Genomic DNA, 22920 nt, shown 5'->3' on the forward strand with positions numbered 1-22920 from the left:
TGGGCGGCGCGCCCGCTTCCGGACTCGGCGGGCCCGGGGCGGGCCCCGCCGTCAGGCCCCGCCGTCAGGCCCCGCCGTCAGGCCACCACCGTCGGACCCCCACCCTCAGACCCCGGGCCCCAGCCGGGCCTTCGGCCCCTCCGACCCCTCCGGCCCCAGCCCCGCCGCGTCCGCCGCCGCCGTGCCGTCCAGCCAGCCCGCCTCGTCCGTGCCGCCCCGCACCCGGCTCACGGTCGTCTCGGGGAACATCCGGTCCGCCTCGGACACCACCGCCACGTCCCGCTCCGCGAGCACCGGCAGCAGCGAGCCCGCGGCCTCCGCAGCCACCTCGTCCGCGGTGCGGGCGAGCCGGAGGCCGAGCCTGCTGGCGTACGCCGTCAGGAACGACTGCCGGAACGTCTTTGTCCGCTTGCGCCCGCCCGCCCGCTGCGCCGCCTCGGCGCGGGTCATCGCGGCCATCCCCTGGACCAGGAGTGAGGTGTGGAGCAGCTCGACGACCTCCAGGTCGGGCTCGAAGCCGACGACTGTGGAGAAGCCGAACGCGCTGTTCCAGACCGCGCGGCAGCGGTTCGCGGTGGCGACCGCGTCGAGCAGGACCGCCTTGGCCGTCTCGTACGGAGGGTCGACGCCGATACGGCAGGCAGCCGGGGTGTCCGTACGGTGTCCCTCGGCCGCGAGCCGCGCCTCGTCGATGCTGTGCCGGGCCATCAGCTCCTGCGCCTTGCCGCTGAGCGCCTCGGCCTCCGCCGCGTAGTCGGTCGCCTCGGCCTTGGCGAGCAGCGCGCGGATCCGGCCGAGCGCGCGCGGCTCGGCGTGGTGGTGGGGCGGCAGGAGCGAATCGGTGCCCGGCGCCGGGCCCACCGGTTCGATGGCCGGGAGGCGCAGGAGCAGCCGGTACAGCTCCAGGAGGGCGGTCGCGTACGAGAACCGGTCGGCTTCCCAGGGCGGTGCGGCCAGTTCGTCCAGCTGGGTCTGCCAGCGCGGCGGCAGCCGCTTGTACGCCCGTACCTCCGCCGTGATCAGCGTCGCGAGGAGCCGGACGTGACGGTCGGCCAGATCACGCCGGACGAGCCGTACGACGTCGGCGGGCTGCCACCCCCGCTGCCAGACCCTGCGCAGGAACTCCTCGCCACGCCGGCTCAGCTCCGCGTCGGCCGCCGGGTCGGCGGCGAGCAGCGAGGCTCCGGTGTCCAGGCCCGCGTCGCCCTCGCTGTAGAGGGCCGCGGCGAAAGCCCGGTCGGTCACCGATTCCATACGTCGCCCATCCGCCCAGCCTCCGTGCACCCAGTACCTATGGGCCCAGTATCTATGGGCCCGGTCTCCATCTCCGGGCCCGGTCTCCCAGTGCCCGGAGCAGGTCCGGACGCCCAGGGCAGGCCCGGCTTGCAAACCCCTTTGCCCACAGGCTGTGGACAAAGGGGTTTGCAAGCGGGGCCCGGCCGGCGGCTCCGGCCGATTGTCAGTGGTGGCTGCCACACTCGATCACATGGCCGAAAGGTGGGCTCTGGCGACGGCGGAGGGCGGCGGGGCACACCTCGCGCCACTCGGCGGCGATGGGCTGCCCGCCGGTGACGTGGTCTTCGAGCCGGACCTGGTCGAGGCGGTGCGGGCCCGGCCGGATGTCGGGCGGTGGGTGTGGCGCTCGACCGCCGAGATCTACCCGCGGCTGCTCGCCGCCGGGGTGCGGGTCGAGCGGTGTTACGACATCGAGGACGCGGAGCTGCTACTGCTCGGCCACGACGGGCGGTACGGCGAGCCGCGCTCGGCCGCGGCGGCCTGGGCGCGGCTGCACCGGGCGCCCGTGCCGCCTGATCCGCGTCCCCGGTCCGCCGAGCCCGGCGCACAGTCCTCCCTCTTCGAACCGGCCCCCGTTCCCATGGAGTTCGGCGCGCTCCTGGAGGTGTACGCGGCCCAGCTCGTCCGGTACGGGACCACCGCGCACCCGGACCGGATGCGGCTGCTGACCGCGTCGGAGTCGGCGGGGATGCTGGTGGCGGCCGAGATGCACCGGGACGGGCTGCCCTGGCGGGCCGATGTGCACCGGGCCGTCCTGGACGAGCTGCTCGGCGAGCGGTATGCGGGCGGCGGCGAGCCGCGCCGGATGGCGGAGCTGGCGGACGAGGTGTCGGCGGCCTTCGGACGCCGGGTCAGACCGGAGCTGCCCGCCGACGTCATCAAGGCGTTCGCCCAGGCCGGCATCCGGGTGAAGTCGACCCGCCGCTGGGAGATCGAGGGAATCGAGCACCCGGCGGTGCGTCCGCTGCTCCAGTACAAGAAGCTCTACCGGATCTGGACGGCCAACGGCTGGGGGTGGCTCCAGGACTGGGTGCGGGACGGGCGCTTCCGCCCGGAGTACCAGCCCGGCGGGACGGTCTCCGGGCGGTGGACCACCAATGGCGGCGGGGCGCTCCAGATCCCGAAGGTGATCCGGCGGGCGGTCGTCGCGGACGAGGGCTGGCGTCTGGTGGTGGCCGACGCCGACCAGATGGAGCCCCGGGTGCTGGCGGCGGTCTCCCGCGACCGGGGGCTGATGGAGGTGGCGGGACACGACGGGGATCTGTACGCGGCCCTCTCCGACCGGGCGTTCAGCGGCGACCGCGCCCACGCCAAGCTCGCACTGCTGGGCGCGGTGTACGGCCAGACCTCAGGGGACGGCCTGAAGAACCTCGCGGCGCTGCGGCGCCGGTTCCCGGCAGCCGTGGCCTACGTCGACGACGCGGCGAAGGCGGGCGAGGAAGGACGGCTCGTACGGACCTGGCTGGGACGGACCAGCCCACCGGCGGCCGGGGCCGAGGAAGGTGACGAGGCCGGCATCCCGCAGGAGGAATCAGCGGCGGGTCAGTCGCCGGAGTCCGGGGCATCGGGCAGACCCCGCTCGTCGGACGCCCGTGCCTGGGGCCGGTTCACCCGGAACTTCGTGGTCCAGGGCAGCGCGGCCGACTGGGCACTGCTGATGCTGGCCGCGCTGCGCCGCGCTCTGCACACCGCGGGGCTCCGCGCCGAGCTGGTCTTCTTCCAGCACGACGAGGTGATCGTGCACTGCCCGCGGGACGAGGCGCCCCAGGTGGTCGAGGCGATCCGGGCGGCCGGTGAGCTGGCCGGGCGGATCGCCTTCGGGGAGACGCCGGTGCGGTTCCCATTCACGACGGCGGTAGTGGAGTGCTACGCCGACGCGAAATGACCGGTTCGCACGGCGAGGAGTGTCCGCCGGATCCTCGGGTACGCGCATGAACAGACACACGGCACAAGCACACAGCACAAGCACACAGCACACAGCACACAGCACAGCGAAATCAGCGAAATCGACGTGAGGAGTGCACGCACTATGACTGCCACCGTGAAGAGCACCCTGCCCGACACGGCACGCGAGACCACCGGGAAGGCTCTCCAGGGCGCCTTGGTCGACCTGCTCGGCCTCTCCCTCCTCGCGAAGCAGGTGCACTGGAATGTGGTGGGGCCGCGCTTCCGCTCCATCCACCTCCAGCTCGACGAGGTGGTCACCACGGCACGTGACTACGCGGACACGGTCGCCGAGCGGTCCTCCGCCATCGGCGTACCGCCCGACGGCCGTATCGCCGCTCTGGCCAAGACCAGTGAGCTGCCGGAGCCTGCCACCGGCTGGATCTCCGACGACGACGTCGTGGAGCTCATGGTGAACGCGCTTGGTGGTGCGATCACCCGGCTGCGCGGCGCGATCGCGGCCACCGACGAGCCGGACCCGGTCTCCCAGGACCTGCTCATCGGGCTGACCGCCGAGCTGGAGAAGCAGCGCTGGATGTTCCAGGCGGAGAACGTCTGACCCGGCAGGACACCACCCGCACCTGCGGACACCGGCTACACCTGCGGCTGCCCCGAGCGGATCCGGGACGCGAGGACCGCGATGTCGTCCGTCGCGTCCCGGCCGAACCGGTCGAGCACCTCGTCGAGCAGGCCCTCCAGGGTCCCGCCGACCGGGAGCCGCAGGCTCGCCAGCCGGCCGACGGACACGTCGATGTCCTCGTCCCTCCGCTCCACCAGGCCGTCGGTGTACATGAACAGCACGGTTCCAGGACCACAGGGCAGCGAGATCGTCTCGTAGCCGCCGAGCCCTGTGCCGAGCGGCGGTCCGACCCGTATGTCGGCGATCACGGCGCCCGCTCCGCGGTCGATGAACACCGGCGGCAGATGACCGGCGCTGGCCACCTGGCACTCTCCCCGGAAGCGGTCCACGACCGCCAGCAGACAGGTGGCGGCCCGGTCGATGCCCGCCTTCTCCACCATCAGGTCGAGCCGCTCCAGGATGATGTGCGGCGGCAGGTCGTCCTGGGCGAGGAGCCGCACCATGGACCGGTAGTGGCTCATCGCCACAGCCGCGTCGACCCCGTGCCCCATCACATCGCCCATGACCTTCAGGTGGCGGTCGCCCGACAGGGGCACGACGTCGAACCAGTCGCCGCCGACCTCCGCGCCCTGGCCGACCGGCAGATAGCGGGTGGCGACCTCGATGTGCGGGTGGGGTTCGCGCGGTTCGGAGAGCAGTGCGCGCTGGAGTTCCAGGGCGATGCCGTGCTCACGTGTGTAGCGGCGGGCGTGGTCGAGGTCGACGGCGGCCCGGACCGCGAGCTCCTTTGCGACCACCACGTCCTGCTCGGTGAAGGACGGTGAGTCCCCGGCCCGTACGAGCGCCAGGCAGCCCAGCGGCCGGCCCCGGGAGGTGAGCGGCACGATGCATACGGAGTGGAAGCCGAGCGCGCGGTAGACAGCGACGCGCTCGGGGGTCGGCGCGGACGCGGTCAGCTGGGCGTCGGTGGTGATGTTCTCCAGGACCGGCTGGTTCGTCTCCAGGCAGCGCGGGATGGCTCCGCCCTCCTGGTAGTCGGCGTACTGCCCCGGTTCCCCGAACTGCCGCACCGCCTCCGCGAGACCCGGTACCGCCGTCATTCCCGCTCTGCGCAGCCGGACCACCCCGGCGGGCGGAGGCCGCACCGACTGGCCGATCTCCGGTGTGAACACCTCGACGGTCGCCACGTCGGCGAGTTCGGGGACCACGAAATCGGCCAGCTCACCGCAGGTGGTGTCCATGTCCAGGGTCGTACCGATCAGGTTCGCCGCCGTGTCGAGCATCGTCAGATGTCGGCTGACCCTTTCGTACTCCACGTGCCGGCGGCGCGGCGTCAGCACCTCCAGCATGATCAGGACGAGCCCGCGGACCTCCCCGCCCTGTTCGACGCGGTGACAGGCGCCCTGCCAGAACCGCAGCCCGGGATGGTCCGACGAGGGCGTACGGCCGTTGGACGTCACCTCACGGGCCCGGCCGTCGGCCAGTGCCCCGCGCAGCAGGTCCGTGGGCACGTTCAGCTCCGGAAGGATGTCCTCCACGGTGCGGCCGAGATGTTGGGCCGCCGGAATGCCGTTCATCTCTTCGAGGGCGGGGTTGACGTACAGATAGCGCAGCTCCGTATCGAGCACGCAGATACCCACCGGGGTTCCCCCGAACAGTGCTTCCAGGTATTCCACCCCCTCTGGGGGCAGGACAGGCGGAACATCCGGCGCATCCGGCGCATCGGCGCACACGGGACCTCCTGGGGCGGGACGGTGATCGGCGATCGCCCTGACCTCCATGGTCGGCCGCTTCGGCGCCGCACGCATCCGCCAGGGGCCCATCCGCAGGGCCCAAGCGGATGCGCGCGGCGACTCTCGGACCGGCTCCGGGGGACCCGTCGGACATGCGCTGGACCCCTCAGACAGGCTCGGCACCCGGGGACGGGGCGAGCGCGGCAGGCGCCCCGGGTGCCCGACCGCCCGGGACGGAGCGGGACGGGACGGGACGGGACGGGACGGGCCGACAGCTCCGGTACGACCTGCCTCGGCCTGCACGTGGCGGCCGGGAGGGGAAACGGGATGGGGAACGGGACGGGAGGCGAGAGCTTGCGCTGGAGCGTGCTCCAGCTCATAGCGTCGGGCCCCCCACGCCGTACGTACCACCCGACCGGAGGGAACACCGTGCGTTACACACTGTTCGGCAGGACAGGCCTGCGCGTCAGCGAGCTCAGCCTGGGCGCCATGACCATCGGCGACGACTGGGGCTGGGGCGCGACCGAGGACACGAGCGGACGCCTCCTCGACTCCTACGCCGAAGCGGGCGGCAACTTCATCGACACCGCCAACAATTACACCGAGGGCAGCTCGGAGCGCATTCTCGGGAAGCTGCTGGAAGGGCGCAGGGACCGGTTCGTCCTGGCGACCAAGTACACCTGCGCGATCGACCCCGCCGACGTCAACTCGGCGGGCAACCACCGCAAGAACCTCGTGCAGTCGGTGGAGGCCAGCCTGGGCCGGCTGCGTACCGACCGGGTCGACGTCCTGTGGGTGCACGCCCGCGACAACTTCACCCCGGTCGATGAGGTGATGCGAGCCCTGGACGATCTGGTCAGGTCCGGAAAGGTGCAGTACATCGGGGTGTCCGACTGGCCCGCGTGGGAGATCGCGCAGGCGAACACCCTGGCCGAGCTGCGCGGCTGGACCTCCTTCGCGGGCTCTCAGCTGCGCTACAACCTGCTTGAGCGCACGCCGGAGCGCGAACTCCTGCCGCAGGCCCGCGCGTTCGACCTGGCCGTGCTGGCGTGGGCGCCGCTGGCGGCGGGCAAGCTCACCGGCAAGTACCGCTGGGGCGGGACCGGCCGCCTGGACGGCGCCGACCCGGACGACCGGGACCAGAATGAGGACGCGGTGATCACCGCGGTCATCGAAGTGGCCGAACAGGGCGGCTGGACCCCGGCCCAGGTGGCTCTGGCCTGGCTGCGCAGCCGCCCCGGCAACATCATCCCCATCATCGCCGCCACCGAGGAGCGCCAGCTCGCGGACAACCTGGCCTCGGTCGACGTCCGGCTGGACGACGGAGCCCTGGCCCGTCTGAACGAGGCGAGCGCCGTCCCGCTCGGCTTCCCGCACGACTTCCTGCGGGAGCCGGGCATCACCCGGAACGTGTACGGGGACCGCTGGGCGGAGATCGACGACCGCCGCTCGACCCGTCGGCGCACCACGGGGGAAGTCCTCTGAGGGGAGGTCCGGAGCAGCCGCCCGGCGGACGGGCAGGAGCACAGGCGCCCCGCCTGCCCGCCGCCCCTCCGAGGTCCCACCCCCTGCGTAGGTCTACCGCCCGGGCCAGACCCCCGCAGAGCCTTCCGCATCCGTCGGCTTCTCCCCGCCCGCGACCCCCGTGACCCCCGTGACGATCCCGCGGATCGTCTCCAGCGGCAGTTTGGGGGTGCCGTCCGGGAAGAGCAGGCCGTTCGTCTCCTGGGCGGTGTCCATGAACTGCGTGTAGCAGAAGCCCGCGACCAGCGGGCTCTTCCGCAGTTCGCCGAAAAGTGCACCGAGCAGTTCCGCGTACTGGGTGTCGGAACTGGTCTGCGTATAGAAGAAGTCGTCGTCCCCACCCGCCAGCGAGAGCCCGCCGAACTCCGTGATCATCAGCGGCGCTTCACCCGCCTCGAAGCGCTCGTTCTGCCGCTCCGAGAGGGAGACCACTCGGCCCTGCGGGCCGCCGCCCGCCAGTACCGCCGCGAAGCCCGCCGCGTCTCCGTAGCGTTCCTTCAGCAGGCCCGCGTCGCTGGTGTAGTCGTGGACGCCCAGGATGTCGCTGTCGGTGTGCTCCCAGCCCTCGTTGGACAGCACCGGGCGCGTCGGGTCCAGGGCCCGGGTCAGGGCGGCCAGGGCCATCGAGTACTGCTGCTGCGCCGGATCGTGCGCCATGTCGGAGAGGCCCCAGCTCTCGTTGACGGGCACCCAGGTGACGATCGACGGGTGGCTGCGGTCGCGCCGTACCAGGTCCAGCCACTCACGGGTGAGCAGTTCGACGGCGTCCGTGCCGAACTCGTACGCCGCGCCGGTCTCGCCCCAGACGAGCAGGCCGAGCCGGTCGGCCCAGTACAGGAACCTCGGGTCCTCCGCCTTCTGGTGCACCCGGACCGCGTTGAAGCCCATCGCCTTGATCAGCTCGACCTCGCGGCGCAGTTCGCCGGTACCGCTGCTGGCGAGCAGGGTACGCGGGCGGTAACCCTGATTCAGTACGGAACGCACGTAGCAGGGTCGGTCGTTGAGGAGGAAGGCGCCGGCCCCTACGCCCGCGCTGCGCAGGCCCAGATAGCTGTCCACGGTGTCGGCGGCGCCTGCGGTGTCGGTGCCGGCGGTGGTGTCGGTGGCCGCGGGCGTTCCGAGGTCGCGCACGGTGACCCGGGCGTCCACCAGGGTGGGCGACTCAGGGGTCCACCACAGCGCCTCCCGGTCGATGCCGTTGCGCAGGGCGGCGATCGCGATCTCGATCCGGGTACGGCGGCCGGTGGTCACGGTGGAGGTCTCGGCCAGTACTCGGTCGCCGGCGCGGAGCACGATGTCGATCGTGAGCGGCCGGGGCAGCGGCCGGGCGAGAACGATCTCGGCCACGACTCCACGCTGCGGGTCGGGGATCCAGGCGAGGTCGGTGATGTGCTGGGCGGGGACCGTCTCGGTCCAGACGCTCTGCCAGATCCCGGTGGTCCGCTCGTACCAGACGGCGTGCGGCCGCTCCTGCCAGTCCTGCTTACCGCGCGGGACAGAGAGGTCGGCCGGGTCGTCCTCGGCACGTACGACGAGTATGTGCTCGGTGGCGTCCGGCCGCATCGCGTCGGTCACGTCGGCGGTGAACGGCGTCTGCCCGCCGACGTGTTCGGCCACCAGCCGGCCGTCCAGCCAGACCCGGGCGCGGTGGTCGACCGCACCGAAGTGGATCAGTGTCCGGCCGCCCGGGGAAGCGTCGGCGGGGACCAGCGTCCCGTGGGCGATGCTGCGGCGGTACCAGACGATCGGGTGCGGCGCGGTCTCGCCTATGCCGGAAGCGGGTGCCTCGGGCGGGAAGGGAACGGTGATCTCCCGGTCGAATCCGCCGGCGGCGTCACCGGAGAACCACGCCTCGCGCTCACCCGCGTCGGCGTCGTCGTATCCGAAGTCCCAGGTGCCGTCCAGGCTGTTCCACTGCTCACGGCACATGAGCGGCCTCGGATACGTGCCCTCCTGCTCACTCGCCCTCACGGCTCCTCCTTCTGCCTCACCGGCCATCGGGTTTCGTACAATCGAATTCCGCTCATCATGAGTGAACCTTTGCATCGATGCAAGGAACTGCGGAAAGCACGACCAACGCATGACCAACGCATGAGCACACACGAACGCCGGCCGCCGTCGGCGGTAACCGACCGAGAGGGACGCGCCGGTGGGCAGGGTACGGATGCGGGATGTGGCCGAGCATGCCGGTGTATCGGTGCGGACCGTCTCCAACGTGGTCAGCGGCTACACGCACGTCAGCCCCGAGATGCGCGCCCGGGTGCAGCACTCGCTGGACGCGCTGGGCTACAAGATGGACTACCTGGCCCGCGGCCTGCGTTCAGGCCGCACCGGGTTCGTCGCACTGGCCGTGCCCTTCCTCGCCGAGCCCTACTTCGCCGAGCTGGCCCAGGCCGTCATCCGCGCCGCCGCCCGGCGGGGCATCACGGTGCTGGTCGAGTCGACGGAGGGCGACAGCGAGACCGAACGGCGCATCCTCGCGGGCGGCCTGACCAATGTGGCCGACGGTGTCCTGTTCAGCGCCCTGACCGTGCCGGCCACCGACGTCGCGGCCACCACAGCTCCGGACTTTCCGCTGGTCATGCTCGGTGAGCACGATGTCGGGGCACGCTTCCCGCGAGTCGGGATCGACAACGTGGCCGCCGCCCGCACCGCCGTGGAGCACCTGGTCGAGCAAGGCTGCCGCCGTATCGTCGCGCTCGGCCGGAACGGCAGCGAGAACGGCCGCCAGCGCGTCGAGGGTTACCGGCAGGCCCTGTCGGCAGCGGGGGTGCGGCGGGTGAACTGGCTGGTCGAGCCGGTTAAGGACTGGAACAGGGCCCAGGGTTACGAAGCCGTGCGGCAGCTCCTTGAAGGCAGTGGCCCCCTGCCGGACGCGATCTTCGCCTTCAACGACGCGCTGGCCGTCGGCGCCCTGCACGCGCTGAACGCCTCCGGCGTCCGGGTGCCCGACGACGTCGCCCTGGCGAGCATCGACAACGTCCCGGAGTCGGCGTACACCCACCCGCCGCTCACCTCGGTCGCGCCCGACCTGGACGTGATCGCGGAGCGCGCCCTCACCCTGCTCGACGAGCAGATCAACCGGCAGCCGGACGGCGAGAACACCGGTCGGGGATCAGGTGGTGCGCCGGCCCAGCGGGAGTCGACGCCCTTCCGGCTGGTCGTCCGCGAGTCCTCGCAGCGCCGGACCGCCATCTGACCCCCGGCCACCGGCCGACCGAGAACAGCCACCACCCCATCCCCCGCACCAATCTATTGCAACGATGCAAATCGTGTGCCAAGGTCTCGCCATCGAGTTCACATCGAATTGACGAGGTGAATACCCCTATGAGCGGAGCGATGGCGCGCCGGCGCTTCCTGGCTCTCGGCGGCGGCCTGACCCTGGCCGGCGGGCTGTCCGCGTGCTCATCCCCGCTGGCCTCCGGCCTGACGGGCTCCCAGCCCAACACCGCCGACGTCATCTTCTGGAACCTGTTCACCGGCGGCGACGGCGCCAACATGACGCTGATGGAGAACGCCTTCCGCACGGCGCACCCCGGCACGACAGTGGAAGCGACCATCCTGGGCTGGGGAAACCCGTACTACACCAAGCTGGCGCTTGCGACGGCGAGCGGCACCCCGCCCGACGTCGGCATCTCCCATCTGTCCCGGCTGCCGCTGCTCGCGGCCGCGGGCCTGCTGGAGCCGGTGGCCGAGACGGGCGTCACCGAACTGGGCGTCACACCCGACCGGTTCACCCCGGCGGCCTGGAAGAAGGCCACCGTGAACGGCACGGCGTACGCGGTGCCGCTGGACACCCACCCGTTCGTGCTCTTCTACAACGTCGACCTGGCGAAGAAGGCCGGCCTGCTCAACGCAGCCGGTGACGGGCTGAAACCGATGAAGGGCCGGGCCGCCTTCACCGACGCGGTGAAAGCGATGCAGGAGGCGGGCGCGCAGTACGGCGCCGCGATGTCCATTACCGCCGACCCGTCCACCGCCTGGCGCTGGTTCAGCATGATCTACTCCGGGCTCGCGGGCCCCGTCGTCACCGGCTCCGGCACCACGATCGACATCGACACCGAGGCGATGCAGGAGACGTTCGACTTCATGCAGGGCCTGACCCGGACCGGCCTGATGCCGAAGAGCCTCAACGGGTCGGGGGCGAACGCCCTGTTCAGCACGGGCAAGGCGGGGTTCCTCTTCGACGGGGAGTGGCAGATCCCCTCGTACCGGCTCGTCAAGGGCCTTCACTTCAACGTGGTGCCGTTCCCCGCGCTGCTCGGGCCGGAGCCGGTGGCGTACGCGGACTCGCACGCGCTCGTCGTCCCGCGCAATCCGAAGCGCTCCCCCGCACGGACCGCGCACGCGGCGCAGTTCATCAAGAGCCTGCTGGACAACAGCGCCACCTGGGCACACGGCGGCCATGTGCCGGCCTGGCTGCCCAGCCAGCGCAGCAAGGCGTTTCTCGGGCAGTCGCCACAACGCAACTACGTACAGGCGGCGTTCAACGCCCGGTACGACCCTGTCGCCTGGTACACCGGCGCCGGTTCGGACTTCCAGAACACCGTGGGTGCCACCGTCATCGAGGTACTCGCGGGACGGCTCGGCCCGAAGAAGGCGGTCGGCGCCATGCGGGCGGATCTGAAGCGCTACACCACGGCCCGACCACCGGTCACGATGAAGTAGGAGGCAGTTTTATGACGACCGTCGCCTCGACGCGGCCGGCCCGGCGCCCCGCACCCGTACGGGCGGCGCGCGGCCGGCCGCCCCGCTCCGACCGGCGGGCGGGCCTGCTGCTCAGTACCCCGTTCCTGGTCGTCTACCTGCTGTTCCTGGGCGGCCCGCTGCTGATGGGCATCGTGCTGAGCTTCTTCAACACGACCACGGTGAAGGACGGCCTCGGCGACTGGGTGGGAGTGTCCAACTACTCCCAGGTGCTGCGGGACTCCCTCTTCTGGGACGCCATGTGGCACTCGGTGCTGTTCACCCTGATCACCACCCCGCTGCTGGTGGCCCTGGCGCTGCTGTTCGCCATCCTCGCGTCCCGGATCCGGCGGGGCAGGGTCTTCTACCGGCTGGCGTTCTTCGCGCCGTACGTGGTGCCGTCGTCCGTGGTCGCCCTGATCTTCCTGTGGATGTACACACCCCAGGTCGGCCTGCTCCCCAAGCTGTTCGGCGCCGTCGGCCTGCCGGTGCCCGACTTCATCGGCAGCACGTCGGGCGGCTGGACCGCGGTGATCCTCATGACGCTGTGGTGGACGTTCGGCTTCAACTTCGTGCTCTACACGGCCGCGATCCAGGACGTCCCGCCGGATGTCTACGAGGCCGCCGCGATCGACGGGGCGAGCCCCTGGCAGCAGATCCGGCTGATCACCGTGCCGCTGCTGCGCCCGACCACCGGGCTGGTGCTGATCCTCCAAGTGCTGGCCTCGCTGAAGGTCTTCGACCAGATCTATCTGCTTCTCAGCGGCGGGCCGGACCAGTCGACGCGGCCGGTCATCGAGTACATCTACGACACCGGATTCACCTCCTACCGGGGTGGTTACGGCGCCGCCGCCACCATGGTCTATTTCGTCATCATCGTCGCGATCTCGACAGCCTGGTACGCGCTGCGCCGCCGGTCCACGGCCCCGGCCGCGCCCCGCACCGCACCGCTGCCCGAGCGGAGGACCCCTTGAGCAGCCTCACCCAGCCACGGCCGGTCAGTACGGCGGGCTCGTCCGCGGCGCCCACCGTCAACGGCGCGAAGCTCTTCAACCGGCTCTGCGCCGTCTGTCTCACCCTGTTCGCGCTGATCTGGCTCGTCCCGTTCGCGTGGGCGCTCATTACCTCGCTCCGGCCGGACGGCTCGATCACCGCGAAACCGACGTCGCCCTTCGCCGGTGGCTGGTCCCTGCACGCGTACTCGTACGCCTGGGACACCTATCCGATCGGCTCCTGGTACCTGAACAGCCTGGTCATCGGGGTCCTCGCGGTGGTCTTCACCGTGGCCTTCTGCTCGATGGCGGGCTTCGCCCTGGCCTTCCTCCGCTTTCCCGGCCGCAACGTCGTCCTGGCGCTGGTCACCGCAGGTCTGATGCTGCCGACCGAGGCACTGATCCTGCCGCAGTTCATCGAGTACCGGTCGCTGCATCTGCTCGGCACCTACTGGGCGCTGGTCCTGCCGTCGGTGGCCGCGCCGGTGTCGGTCTTCATCTTCCAGGCGTTCTTCAAGGGCATCCCGGTCCCGCTGATCGAGGCCGCGCGCATCGACGGGGCGAGCTGGTGGCGGGTCTACTGGACGATCTGTATGCCGATCTGCCGCCCGGCGATCTCGACGGTGTCGATCCTGACGTTCATCAACTCGTGGAACGCCTTCCTGTGGCCGCTGCTGGTGCTGAACCAGACCAAGTCGCAGACGATCCCGGTGGGCCTGGCGTCCCTGGTGAACAACAGCAACATCCAGTACGCGGAGGTCATGGCGTCATCGGTGCTCGGATTCCTGCCGCTGATCGCGGTGTTCCTGGTCTTCCAGCGGCGGATCGCGCAGGGCGTGGCGACCACCGGGATCAAGTGACGGGCGTGATCAAGCAGCGGGCGGGATCAAGCAGCGGGTGGGGAGCCGGGCCCCGGCTCCCCGTCAGGGCCTCCGGCCCCGGGGTCCTCGGGGCCAAGGACCAGCTCCGCGAGCCGGATGTACGCGTTCACCGTGGCCGTCCGCAGCCAGTCCAGCTCCCAGCCGGGCGACTGAAGCGCCGCGTCGAAAGGGACGTGCACCACCTGGCCGGGGTCCACGCCCAGCCGCCCGGCGAAGGAGGCGGGCAGCCGCCGGCCGGACGACCCGCCGACCTCGGCGGCCACCACGACCGCCTCGCGCGCCACCCGCTCGTGCCCGGCCTCCCGTACGTCTTCGAGGGTCCGCACCGCCGCGTCGAGGAACCAGTCCGCGGTGCCGCAGCAGAGCACCAGCCGGTCCGTGTGGTCCAGGACCACCCGGGCCGAACGGTCCAGCCGCAGCCGGGACCAGTCGGTCAGTACACAGGAGTAGTGCGGCGCGGTCTGCGCCATCACCCGGGCGTACTCCTGCGCGTGCGCGGGGTTCTGGCTGAAGTGGCCGCCGCGGTGGGCCATCACTTCGAGGCCCGACGGCAGCCGGGTGGTGAGGGCACGGATCTCCGCGTACGAGGGGTTCGGGTCCAGCGCCACCAGGTCGCGTACGACGGCCTCGTTGCGCCCGGTGAGGAAGGCGTCGAGCGACCCCTCGGACGCGGCACCGTCGAGGGCCAGGACCGGCTCGGCGCGTACGGAGGCGAGCAGCGAGCCGAGCACCATCGTCGCTGTGGCCCGTCCGCTGTAGTGGTAGGCACCGGCCAGGGTCAGCCGCCTGCTGTACGTCAGTGGCCTGCGCAGCCGCTCCAGGCGTGCCAGTGTCTCGCGGCGGGCGGAGCCGAAGCGCGGCAGCCGCAGACCGCTGCCGGCCGGCCGGGGCTCGCCCCCGCCCCGGGGCGGGTCGAGCGGGACCCGCGCCGCCGGCCGGTGCCCGGTGGAGAGCGGGACCGGCTCGCCGCTCCGCTGGAGCCGCACCCTGGCGACGTACCGGGCCAGCAGCTCGGCGAGCTCGCTCGCCGCGGGACGCCGCGCCGGATCCTCGTCGAGGCAGCGCCGCACCAGGCCGCGCAGCTGGTCCCAGGCGCCGCCCTGCCACAGATGCATGCCGTCCGGCAGGCCCGGCAGCTCCAGGCCGGCCTTGCTGCTGATGAGCTGGAGCAGCTCGCCGAGTGAGCGCATGTTGTCCTCGCGGGTCGGGACCGGGCCCGGGCCCAGGTACTCCCCGTCGATCGCACAGTCCGAGAGGTCGCCGAGCACCACGGCCCGCCGCAGGACGAACACGCTGTCGGCGTCGAGGTCGGCGAGCACAATGCCGTTGACGTGGCACACGCTGAGGGCGTTCGCGAGGTAGCAGGCGACGAGCAGCCCGCGCAGGATGTCGAAGGGGGCGGAACCGCCCAGCACCGCCTGCGCGTAGATGTCCCCGAGGCGCGGTGGCTGGGCGTCCGGCGTGCCCACTTCGGCGATCGGCGTCATCGCGAGCCAGCGCGGCGAGTCCCGGAGCCCGCCGGCGAGCAGGGTGGGAGCGCACACCCCCTGGAGCCGGCGGAGCACCTCGGCCTCCACCTCGATCAACCGGTTGTTGGCCGCGGGGAGATCGGGGCGCGCGATCCGCAGCACGGCCGCCTCCCCTGCCGGGCCGGCTCCCCGGTAGACGATCGTGCGGCGCCCGCGGCGACGGCCGCGCAGCTCGTAGTCGCCGAGCTGCCGCGGGTCCTCCTCGGTGAGCGGCTCCCAGGGGTCGGCATCGGGGCCGGCCGGCTCGCGCACCGGCCCCGAGGTGGACGCCGGGCCGCCGAAGGAGACGCCGAACCGACTGAGCAGCCGGCGCTCGACGCTGGTGAACGGGTGGTGCGAGCCCGGGAGTTCGGCGGTGCCGTCCGGATGGGCCAGCCAGGCCGGGAAGTCGGGCGAGTTGCCCGCGAGTTCCCCGAGGCGGCGTCCGATCCGGCGGCTGGTGTGCAGCAGTTCGTCCTGCGGGACCGCGTCGAGCAGCACCGCCTTGGCCTCGTCGGAGAAGTCGAAGATCCGGTGCTTGGCGGGCAGCGGCCCCGGCACGGGCGCCGGATGCGGGCGTACGAGACCGCCGAGGAACACCTCTGCGAGGTCGGACGTACCGGCCTTCCACGGCACCGCGGTCTGCACCAGCCGCATCACCGGTACGGACAGCGGGGAGACCGCGGCGAGATGAGCCGCGAGGCGGTACGCCTCCGGGGTGGCCGCGTCCCGGAAGTGCTGGACGCTGCCGAGGTCACGGGAGGGCGCCACGGCCCCGAACCGGGCGGGGCCGGACAGCAGCGGCAGCTCCACGGTGGTGCCGGGCGACGCGAGCAGCCGCGCCCAGTCCCGCAGCGAGCCGGCCGTCGGCTCCAGGACGGGCACCGGCACCCCGTCGAAGTCGGCGAGCCCCCGGGGCAGTACCGGATCCGCGATCTCCCAGGAGGCGTTGGCACCGCCTATGTGCCGGGTGGTGGCCCGCCAGCTCTCGGCGGATATGCCGGACGCCGCCCACATGTCGCGCGGCAGGGTGTGCAGTACCGCGACCGGGCCGCGTGCCGCCCGCGCGGCCAGCAGCTCGTGCATCGCGCCGGCCCGCCAGGCGGCGCCCATGCCGTCGCTGACGACCAGCAGGAGGGTGCGGCCGGACGGGTCGTTGACGATGCTCAGGGGCAGCTCGGCGCTGGCCGGGTGGAACGGCCGCGCGTGCAGGCGCGGTCGGTGCGGGGCGCGGGTGTCGAGACCGAGTACCCGGATGGTGGCGAAGGCGCCGAGCCGCTCCAGCAGGGCGCGCAGCTCCGTACCGAGGCGGTGCCACAGCAGCATCGACAGGCCGTCGTCGACGAGCAGGACGAGGTTCAGCCAGCGCTCCCGCACCGGCCGCTGCACCACGTCGGCCAGCCGGGTCTCGGCGAGCCCGGCCGCTGTGCGCTCCTCGTCGATCTCGGTGCGGTGCCTGCTGTCCCGTCTGCGGCGCAACGGCCGCAGAGCCCGGCCGAGTTCGAGCTCGTCGGCGAGTGCCTTGTCCTCGGGTACCCGCAGCGGCATCGCCCTGTGCGGCTGTGGGCCCGGCTGCGGGGGCCGCGCCCCGGGGGTGGCCGCGCCCTGACGGGCCGCCGCGTAGAGGGCCGGGGTGGTGAGGTCGGGCAGATCCGGGTCGTCGGCCTCCGGTACGGGCTGCCGCGGGCCGCCCGGGTCCGGTCCGGAGTCCGGCGGTTCGGGGGGCGGCGCGGCGGCGGGCTCGTCCTGGTGGAGCGGCGCGGCCTCACCGGCGGGCAGCCTGCGGGCCAGCCAGAGCACGTCGAGGACCTGGTCGGCGTCCAGGTCGTGGCCGCAGGCGGAGAGGACCCGCAGCGCATCGGCGAGCGGCCCGCCGCCTGCTGCTCCCGGGCCCCCCGCCGCGGTCACAACGCCCCGGTGAGCTGATGCAGTACGGCGTCCAGCAGCCCTTCCGCGTCCAGGTCGATCCCGCCGGCGCGCAGGAACACGGCGTTGAGCAGCTGGTCGGTGGCGAGTTCGCCCGGGGCCCGGCGGCGCAGGAAGACCTCGATCAGGTCCTCGGCCTCCCGCAGCGCCTCCTCGCCGAGGTGCGCGGCGACGATGGCGCGCAGCCGCTCCTCGTCGGGCACCGGCAGGTCCAGCCGTACACAGCGGCGCAGGAACGCCGGCGGGAAGTCGCGCTCGCCGTTGCTGGTGATCACCACGACGGGGAACTCCGCGCACTGGACGAGCCCCTGGTGCACCCGGACGGTGCCCCGGTGGTCCAGGTTCTGCACCTCCACGTCGGCCATGTCCTCCGGGAGCCGGGTCAGCTCCGCGATGTCGAAGACGCCCTCCTCGAAGACGGTGAGCAGGTCGTTGGGCAGATCGACGTCTCCCTTGTCCATCTCGTCGATGAGCAGGGCACGCGGGGTGGCCGAGGGCACCAGGGCGGTACCGAGCGGGCCGAGCCGGATGAACGTGCCGATGGACGGCTCGCGTTCGCCGCGGTCCCGGCTCAGCGTCGTCTCGCGCAGCCGGCCGATCGCGTCGTACTGGTAGAGGGCGTCCTTGACGGTGGAGCGGCTGTTGACGGGCCAGCGCAGCAGCTCGCCCAGGTGCAGTTCGTGCGCGATGGCCCGGGCGAGCGACGACTTGCCGGTGCCGGCCGGACCGGTCACAAGCAGCGGACGGCGCAGGTGCAGCGCCGCGTTGACGACGTCGGCGTGCCGGGGCTCGATCAGATACGGCAGCTCGGGGCGCATCGACCGTACCGGCGTGAAGCGCCGCCAGGGCGGGGCCGCCGGAAGGGCGATGGCCCGGGGCACGCCGTCGCCGCGGAAGAGCCGCCAGTCGGCGTCGGCACCGGCGTCCGGAGCGGCATCGGGGGCGGATGTCATGTGCTCTCCTGTGGTTCGGTCAGATGCAGTCGGGGCACGGTGCGGTCGGCGTCGGCCCAGGCGAGGACTGGGCGGCCGGGGAACTCGGGCGGGCTGGCCATGGCGTTCGCCCGGTAGCCGCGCACCCCGTCGGGCAGCTCCCGGGTGGCGACGTCCGCCATGTGCTCGACGACATGTGAGGCTCCGTCCCGGCCGCGGTCCCACACCACCACAGGTATGCCCAGCGCGAGACAGATCTGCACGATGCCGTCACGCGGGCCGGGTGGCACATCCACGGAGACGCGTACCGTGTCGAGTTGGTTGACCAGAGTGGAGTAGACGGCGTCGCGGTCCATGGACTCCGAGACGACAACGGTCCTCCCCGAGTCGAGCCGGTTCCATCTGGTGCGCCAGTGGGACATGAAGCGGCCGTGTCTGCGCAGCAGTTCGGGGCAGTGCACGACCAGCGGATACTCCACGCCGAGCACCCCCGGCACGATCTCGTCCGGGTCCCGCGCCTCCCACTCGTCCACGGGCAGGTTCAGGCTGCCGCGGTCCACCAGCACCTCGACCAGGGGCGGCCGCTCGTCCCCGGCCGGGGGCGTGAGCGAGTCCAGCACGCGCAGCACCTCGCGCGCCGCCTCCGACGCCGAGTACGACACGGCGCTGTCCGTCGACACCTGCCGGGGCCCGGCCCCCTCGTCGCACCAGCTCCGCAGGTGGTGGCGGCCCGGCTCCGCCCGCGTCACCTGCACCAGGACGCGCACCCGTGCCGAGCGGCCCCGCACGGAGCGCACCCACTCCTGGGCGTCGGCCCGGCGCTCGCCGAGTGCCATCCGCGGGATGCCGAGTCGCTGGGCCACCCCGTCCGCCCACATCCGCAGCTCCGCCTCCCGGTGCTTGGTGCCCAGCGCACCGACGTACTCCATGACACGCAGCAGCGCCGGGACCCTGCGTTCCCGGCCGGCGGAGTGGCCGTCGCCCGGCAGCACCTCCAGGTGGTCGAGGAGCTCGTCCAGGGAGTCCCCGCCGGGCCGGGCGGCCAGATGCGGCAGCGCGGCGCGCACCGCCTCCGGGAAACGGGCCAGCACCGCCGCCCGGTCCATGTTCCGCAGGTGCTTGTGGAGCGCGGCGTACTCCTGCGGGGACAGCAGCCTGGGCGTGCGCGACAGGGCGCCCGCCGCCAGTAACCGGTCGGCGGCCTCCGGGCTTTCGCGGCGCAGGATCCCGGAGAGGGCCGCCAGGGCGCGCGGGTGGGTGAGGAGGAACTCCGCGAACTCCTCGGGGGTGGGCGGGGTGACGCCGCTGCCCTTCTCGATGCCGCACGCAGTGGCCAGCCGCTGGGCGCGGTCGATGCGCTCGCTCATCACCGGCAGGAGTTCCGCGATCGCCTCCGCCAGCAGCATGAAGGCGGGGTCCTCCGGGCCGGGGGTTGCGGGAAGTACCGCGTCGAGGACGCCCAGGGGCCGCAGTTCGGCCTCGACACGCTGCCAGGGGACGGCCCAGCTGCGCCGGACCAGATGCTGGGGGCTGTACGGGAGCGGGGCGCCGGTACGGGGGTCGCGGGGCGGCATGAAGTGCGCGACGACGAGCCCGACGACGGCCCCCTCGTGCCTGCACCAGAGCGGTCCTCCGCTGTAGCCCGCGCCGACCGCCATGCCGTTCAGCTCACCGTCCAGGTAGCCGAGCGAGCGGTGGAGCGAGGTGACGGTGAGGCGGGCGTGGGTGGCGCCCCTCCCGCCGCCGTGCCAGGCCCCGACCTCCTGGCCGACCGCCATGGCGGCCCGGCCGACGGCGGGCAGGCCCGCTGCGGGGGCGTCGACGCGCAGCACCGCGAGGTCGCCGAGCCACTCGTCTTCCCCCTTGCGGACCGCGCCGCCGTCCCGGCCGCGTGGTGGGATCCAGTGCGCCACACGTGCGGAGTACCGGTGCGTCCGCGCCGTGTCGCGAAGTTCCACCGGGATCTCGACGGCCCCCGGCGACCGGGACTCGAACATGTCGCGTGCCAGGGCGTCGTTGACGACGTGGGCGCAGGTCAGCACGGTGTCGGCGCCGAGTACGAAGCCGGCGCCTGCGGCCTTGTCTCCTTCGGCCCGCAGTACGGACACGACATGGAGGGACGGGTCGTCGTCCACGTCCCCGGCGGTACGGAACCACCCCACGCTCACTCCCCGCTGGGCGTCGGTGCGGGGGCGGGGACGGCGGGAGCCGGCTGGGTCGGCTGGGTCGGCTTCCAGCTGGCGGTGACGGTGAGGTGGGCCTGCCCGTTGGAGCCCACGATTCCGAACTTGAGGTCCTGGCCGACCTGCACGCCGAAGGTCACGCTCAGCTCCGTGGGCGGCTCGGGCGCGGAGATGACGGCGTGGTGCACCTCTTGGAGCAGCGGGCCCAGCGGCTTGAACACCCCGCGCAGCGCCCCGGCCGCGAAATCGGCGACGGCCCGGCCGCCCGAGGCCACCGGCACCGCCTGCCCCATGCCTTCCGGGAGGTCACGGTCGGGTGCGGGGGGTGCGGGGGTCGCGCCCTCAACGGGGGTGAGCAGGAAACGGACCGGCGTACCGTCGTCGAGATCGAGGTCAGGCGTAGTAGACACGTGCACATTGTCGCCAGTTGAACGCATCCGGTGTGCGAAGGTGCGCAACTCGGTTACCGGATCGGTGCATTGACCCGCGCGGACACGTCGGCCTCTGCTTCCACCGGTGGCTCCTCCGTCGGTCACCCGCCCCCGCCGGGGCGGTCCCGGTCGCGCGGGCTGGGCAGTCGCGGGATGGTGGGAACTTTGGAGCGGCGGTTCTTGGGCGCGAAAGCAGGCCCGGGCGACGGGGCGGCGGCGTCCGGGGCCGACGGCCGTGGCCCGGAGCCCCGGGGCGGCCGGGGATCGGGCGCGGCTGTCCGCGCCGTCCCGCGTGAGGCCGCCGGGTCCGTTTCCACCGGGTCGGCGGACAGCGGCGGCACCCGGCGCGCGCCACCCGTGCGGTGAGCGTCCGGACGTGGATGGTCCGTGGCCGGGTTCGTCCGCCCCTCAACGGTGGGTTCGTCGCGCCGGATGCCGACGCGGTCGCTGTACGGGTCCCGGTGCGGATCGCCGTACGGGTCGCGGTACGGGTCGGCCGGCGCCGAGCCCCCGGGGCGTGGCCGGGGTTGGGGGTACTCCGGACGGTCGTACCGCTCCCTGCGACGGAACGGGATAACCGCGGCCTGCCCGGGGACCCGGCCGCCGGGCTCTCCCGCTTCGACGCGTCCGACCAGATCGACCAGCTGGTGGTACTGCGCCGCCGCGTCACGCCAGCCCCGCCCGTACGCGGCGAACTCGCGCCGCTCCAGTTCCTCACGCAACATGACCACCAGGTCGTCCGCAGCGTGGCCCTCCAGCAGCGCGCCCACAGCGGCGAGGAGCTGGGTGAGATCGCCGGCAGGCGGCCCCGCGTCCTTCTCGGCGTCCGGTGCCGCAGACCGCCGCTGCCGCGGCGTACTCCCGGATGAGCCGTTCGCCTGCCGGGAGCCCTTCTCGCCCTCGACCATGCGTGGCTCTTCCTGACGTCCCCTTTGTCGCCGCCCCCCATGACCGGCGCCCCGAGGCCCCGCCCCCCTTCCGGCGACCGCGAAGCTCACCACCGGCGCTTACTTGCGGTGACAACCGGCAACTCCCCAAGGAACGGACCGGCCACAGTTTAGCCCGCCACGCCTGAACCCCCTCGCCCGGAGGCGCAGGGCGCACGGCCGACGACATCCGCAGGCGGGCGGGGGCAGTGCGCAACGCGGCAGCGGGACCGGCCGGGTCGGCGCGGAACGAAGTCACGGCACCCGACGGGGTCTCAGCCTCTTCGGGCCCGCCGCGCCGGGAGGTCCCGCTCCACCGGATCGCCGGGCAGGAACTGCCCCGCCACCCGCAGGAACATCTCGCGCTGCTCGGGCGGCACCCCGAGAGCGGCTGCGGCTTCCTCCAGGCTGATCCGCCTGTCGCCGGTGACCCGGCGCTCCAGATCATCACCGGCCGACGGCAACGGCAGCTCGTCCTCAGTCAGCCGCCCCGAGCGGATCAGCATCTCCCGCACGGAGATGTCCAAAGCGTGTGCGAGCCGGCGCATCGTCTCCAGGTCAGGCATACTCTGCCGCTGCAACAGCCGTGTGATGGCGGCCCGGTGGACGCCCGCCTCGTCGGCGAGGCGTGATTTGCCGCCGCCCCGCGGACTGTCGATGTCGTATCCACGCTGCCGGATCACATCCTCGATCCAGGCCGTGAACTGGTCCAGTTCGTTGGCGGTCACGTGCCCTCGCCTCCCTCCGAAGCGATCCCAAGGTTACCGCGCTTGCGCGCACGGAATTATGAGCTTTTGCGTGCGCAATGTGGAGGTCCTGTCGAGATGGGGCCATCTGCACACGCGCAGCGATCTTGAGGACACCCTCCGCGCCTGCCACGGAGAGCCTCTCTGCATTTTTGTTGCGCGCTCGCACGCAATCTGCCACTCTGCGGCGACGCCAGTTCCCCTGCGGCCATCCACCGCCCTCTGCCCCGTTCCACCCGCCTCGTCACACCAGCCCCGTCACACCAGCCCTGTCACACCAGTCCCTTCACACCTGTCTGTCCCATCAGTCCCGTTCCGTCGCTCGCGCACCAGGAGCACTCATGGATCAGTCCCTGCTAGCCCTCCCCTCCAACACCTGGACCAGCTCGGCCGCCTGCCTGGGCCTGCCGCCGGAGGCCGTCTTCGCCCGGCGCCCGGCCGAGGCTGCGCGCGCCCTCACGGCCTGCGCCCGCTGCCCGGTCGCCCAGCAGTGCGAGGAGACGGTGGCGCCGGAGTCCAGCTGGTTCGACGGGGTGTGCGCGGGGCGCCTCTGGCGCAACGGCAGGACCGTCGCCCTGGTTCGCCGACCGCGACGCCGCACCGCCTGAACCTCCGCCCGGCCCGCACCACTC

General features: G+C 72.4%; 17 protein-coding genes. 8 read left to right on the forward strand and 9 right to left on the reverse strand.

The genetic code is table 11. The features are described 5' to 3' along the window. Window positions 1-105: 105 nt before the first annotated feature. Complete coding sequence (locus tag OG452_RS15075) at window positions 106-1254, reverse strand: DUF2786 domain-containing protein (RefSeq protein ID WP_327296109.1); 1149 nt, start codon at window positions 1252-1254, stop codon at window positions 106-108. Between the two features lie 232 nt (window positions 1255-1486). Between OG452_RS15075 and OG452_RS15080 the strand changes: the two genes are divergently transcribed. After that, window positions 1487-3181, forward strand: coding sequence for a bifunctional 3'-5' exonuclease/DNA polymerase (locus tag OG452_RS15080; RefSeq protein WP_327296110.1), 1695 nt, complete (start codon window positions 1487-1489; stop codon window positions 3179-3181). 144 nt (window positions 3182-3325) lie between these two features. After that, entirely contained in the window at window positions 3326-3799 is a 474-nt protein-coding gene (locus OG452_RS15085; RefSeq protein ID WP_327296111.1) for a Dps family protein, read from the forward strand. 35 nt (window positions 3800-3834) lie between these two features. On the opposite strand, the gene OG452_RS15090 is transcribed toward OG452_RS15085, so the two are convergent. Next, complete coding sequence (locus OG452_RS15090; protein WP_405565516.1) at window positions 3835-5601, reverse strand: SpoIIE family protein phosphatase; 1767 nt, start codon at window positions 5599-5601, stop codon at window positions 3835-3837. A 381-nt stretch (window positions 5602-5982) separates the two neighbouring features. Here OG452_RS15090 and OG452_RS15095 point away from each other — a divergent pair, with 381 nt between their 5' ends. Continuing rightward, complete coding sequence (locus tag OG452_RS15095) at window positions 5983-7038, forward strand: aldo/keto reductase (protein ID WP_327296112.1); 1056 nt, start codon at window positions 5983-5985, stop codon at window positions 7036-7038. 93 nt (window positions 7039-7131) lie between these two features. Here OG452_RS15095 and OG452_RS15100 read toward each other — a convergent pair whose 3' ends face one another. After that, a complete protein-coding gene (locus tag OG452_RS15100; protein WP_327296113.1) occupies window positions 7132-9048 on the reverse strand; it encodes a glycoside hydrolase family 2 protein in 1917 nt (638 codons plus the stop codon). A gap of 193 nt (window positions 9049-9241) precedes the next feature. Here OG452_RS15100 and OG452_RS15105 point away from each other — a divergent pair, with 193 nt between their 5' ends. The 4 genes from OG452_RS15105 to OG452_RS15120 all read left to right on the forward strand — a co-directional run bounded on the left by OG452_RS15105 (window position 9242) and on the right by OG452_RS15120 (window position 13615). Next, complete coding sequence (locus OG452_RS15105; RefSeq protein WP_327299643.1) at window positions 9242-10276, forward strand: LacI family DNA-binding transcriptional regulator; 1035 nt, start codon at window positions 9242-9244, stop codon at window positions 10274-10276. A gap of 128 nt (window positions 10277-10404) precedes the next feature. After that, on the forward strand, window positions 10405-11745 hold the full coding sequence (locus OG452_RS15110; RefSeq protein WP_327296114.1) for an extracellular solute-binding protein: 1341 nt from the start codon (window positions 10405-10407) through the stop codon (window positions 11743-11745). A gap of 11 nt (window positions 11746-11756) precedes the next feature. Next, window positions 11757-12737 (forward strand): carbohydrate ABC transporter permease, encoded by a 981-nt coding sequence (locus OG452_RS15115; RefSeq protein WP_327296115.1) that lies wholly within the window; start codon window positions 11757-11759, stop codon window positions 12735-12737. Continuing rightward, complete coding sequence (locus tag OG452_RS15120) at window positions 12734-13615, forward strand: carbohydrate ABC transporter permease (RefSeq protein ID WP_327296116.1); 882 nt, start codon at window positions 12734-12736, stop codon at window positions 13613-13615. The genes OG452_RS15115 and OG452_RS15120 overlap by 4 nt, the downstream gene beginning before the upstream one ends. A gap of 26 nt (window positions 13616-13641) precedes the next feature. Here OG452_RS15120 and OG452_RS15125 read toward each other — a convergent pair whose 3' ends face one another. From OG452_RS15125 to OG452_RS15150, 6 genes are all read right to left on the reverse strand, one after another. Beyond that, on the reverse strand, window positions 13642-17052 hold the full coding sequence (locus OG452_RS15125; protein ID WP_327296117.1) for an SAV_2336 N-terminal domain-related protein: 3411 nt from the start codon (window positions 17050-17052) through the stop codon (window positions 13642-13644). Next, window positions 17049-18023, reverse strand: a complete 975-nt coding sequence (locus tag OG452_RS15130; RefSeq protein ID WP_327296118.1) for an AAA family ATPase — start codon at window positions 18021-18023, stop codon at window positions 17049-17051. Before OG452_RS15130 ends, OG452_RS15125 begins: the two co-directional genes overlap by 4 nt. Further along, window positions 18020-20164, reverse strand: coding sequence for a VMAP-C domain-containing protein (locus OG452_RS15135; RefSeq protein WP_327296119.1), 2145 nt, complete (start codon window positions 20162-20164; stop codon window positions 18020-18022). Before OG452_RS15135 ends, OG452_RS15130 begins: the two co-directional genes overlap by 4 nt. A 2-nt stretch (window positions 20165-20166) precedes the next feature. After that, the gene (locus OG452_RS15140) at window positions 20167-20595 is read right to left on the reverse strand and encodes a CU044_2847 family protein (protein ID WP_327296120.1); all 429 of its coding nucleotides are present in this window, start codon (window positions 20593-20595) and stop codon (window positions 20167-20169) included. 122 nt (window positions 20596-20717) lie between these two features. After that, window positions 20718-21524, reverse strand: coding sequence for a hypothetical protein (locus tag OG452_RS15145; RefSeq protein WP_327296121.1), 807 nt, complete (start codon window positions 21522-21524; stop codon window positions 20718-20720). 293 nt (window positions 21525-21817) lie between these two features. After that, window positions 21818-22270: a helix-turn-helix transcriptional regulator gene (locus tag OG452_RS15150; RefSeq protein ID WP_327296122.1), complete on the reverse strand. Its 453-nt coding sequence runs from the start codon at window positions 22268-22270 to the stop codon at window positions 21818-21820. A 359-nt stretch (window positions 22271-22629) separates the two neighbouring features. Here OG452_RS15150 and OG452_RS15155 point away from each other — a divergent pair, with 359 nt between their 5' ends. Then, complete coding sequence (locus OG452_RS15155; protein WP_327296123.1) at window positions 22630-22896, forward strand: WhiB family transcriptional regulator; 267 nt, start codon at window positions 22630-22632, stop codon at window positions 22894-22896. The last annotated feature ends 24 nt before the right edge of the window (window positions 22897-22920 follow it).

The organism is Streptomyces sp. NBC_01197 (assembly GCF_036010505.1).
Classification (GTDB): domain Bacteria; phylum Actinomycetota; class Actinomycetes; order Streptomycetales; family Streptomycetaceae; genus Streptomyces.

Bases quoted from the DNA above. Each gene is read 5' to 3' on its own strand.
- OG452_RS15105 (WP_327299643.1), top strand. From the start codon at position 9,242: ATGCGGGATGTGGCCGAGCATGCCGGTGTATCGGTGCGGACCGTCTCC.
- OG452_RS15155 (WP_327296123.1), top strand. From the start codon at position 22,630: ATGGATCAGTCCCTGCTAGCCCTCCCCTCCAACACCTGGACCAGCTCG.
- OG452_RS15090 (WP_405565516.1), bottom strand. From the start codon at position 5,601: ATGGAGGTCAGGGCGATCGCCGATCACCGTCCCGCCCCAGGAGGTCCC.
- OG452_RS15110 (WP_327296114.1), top strand. From the start codon at position 10,405: ATGAGCGGAGCGATGGCGCGCCGGCGCTTCCTGGCTCTCGGCGGCGGC.
- OG452_RS15080 (WP_327296110.1), top strand. From the start codon at position 1,487: ATGGCCGAAAGGTGGGCTCTGGCGACGGCGGAGGGCGGCGGGGCACAC.
- OG452_RS15145 (WP_327296121.1), bottom strand. From the start codon at position 21,524: ATGGTCGAGGGCGAGAAGGGCTCCCGGCAGGCGAACGGCTCATCCGGG.
- OG452_RS15115 (WP_327296115.1), top strand. From the start codon at position 11,757: ATGACGACCGTCGCCTCGACGCGGCCGGCCCGGCGCCCCGCACCCGTA.
- OG452_RS15130 (WP_327296118.1), bottom strand. From the start codon at position 18,023: ATGACATCCGCCCCCGATGCCGCTCCGGACGCCGGTGCCGACGCCGAC.
- OG452_RS15075 (WP_327296109.1), bottom strand. From the start codon at position 1,254: ATGGAATCGGTGACCGACCGGGCTTTCGCCGCGGCCCTCTACAGCGAG.
- OG452_RS15085 (WP_327296111.1), top strand. From the start codon at position 3,326: ATGACTGCCACCGTGAAGAGCACCCTGCCCGACACGGCACGCGAGACC.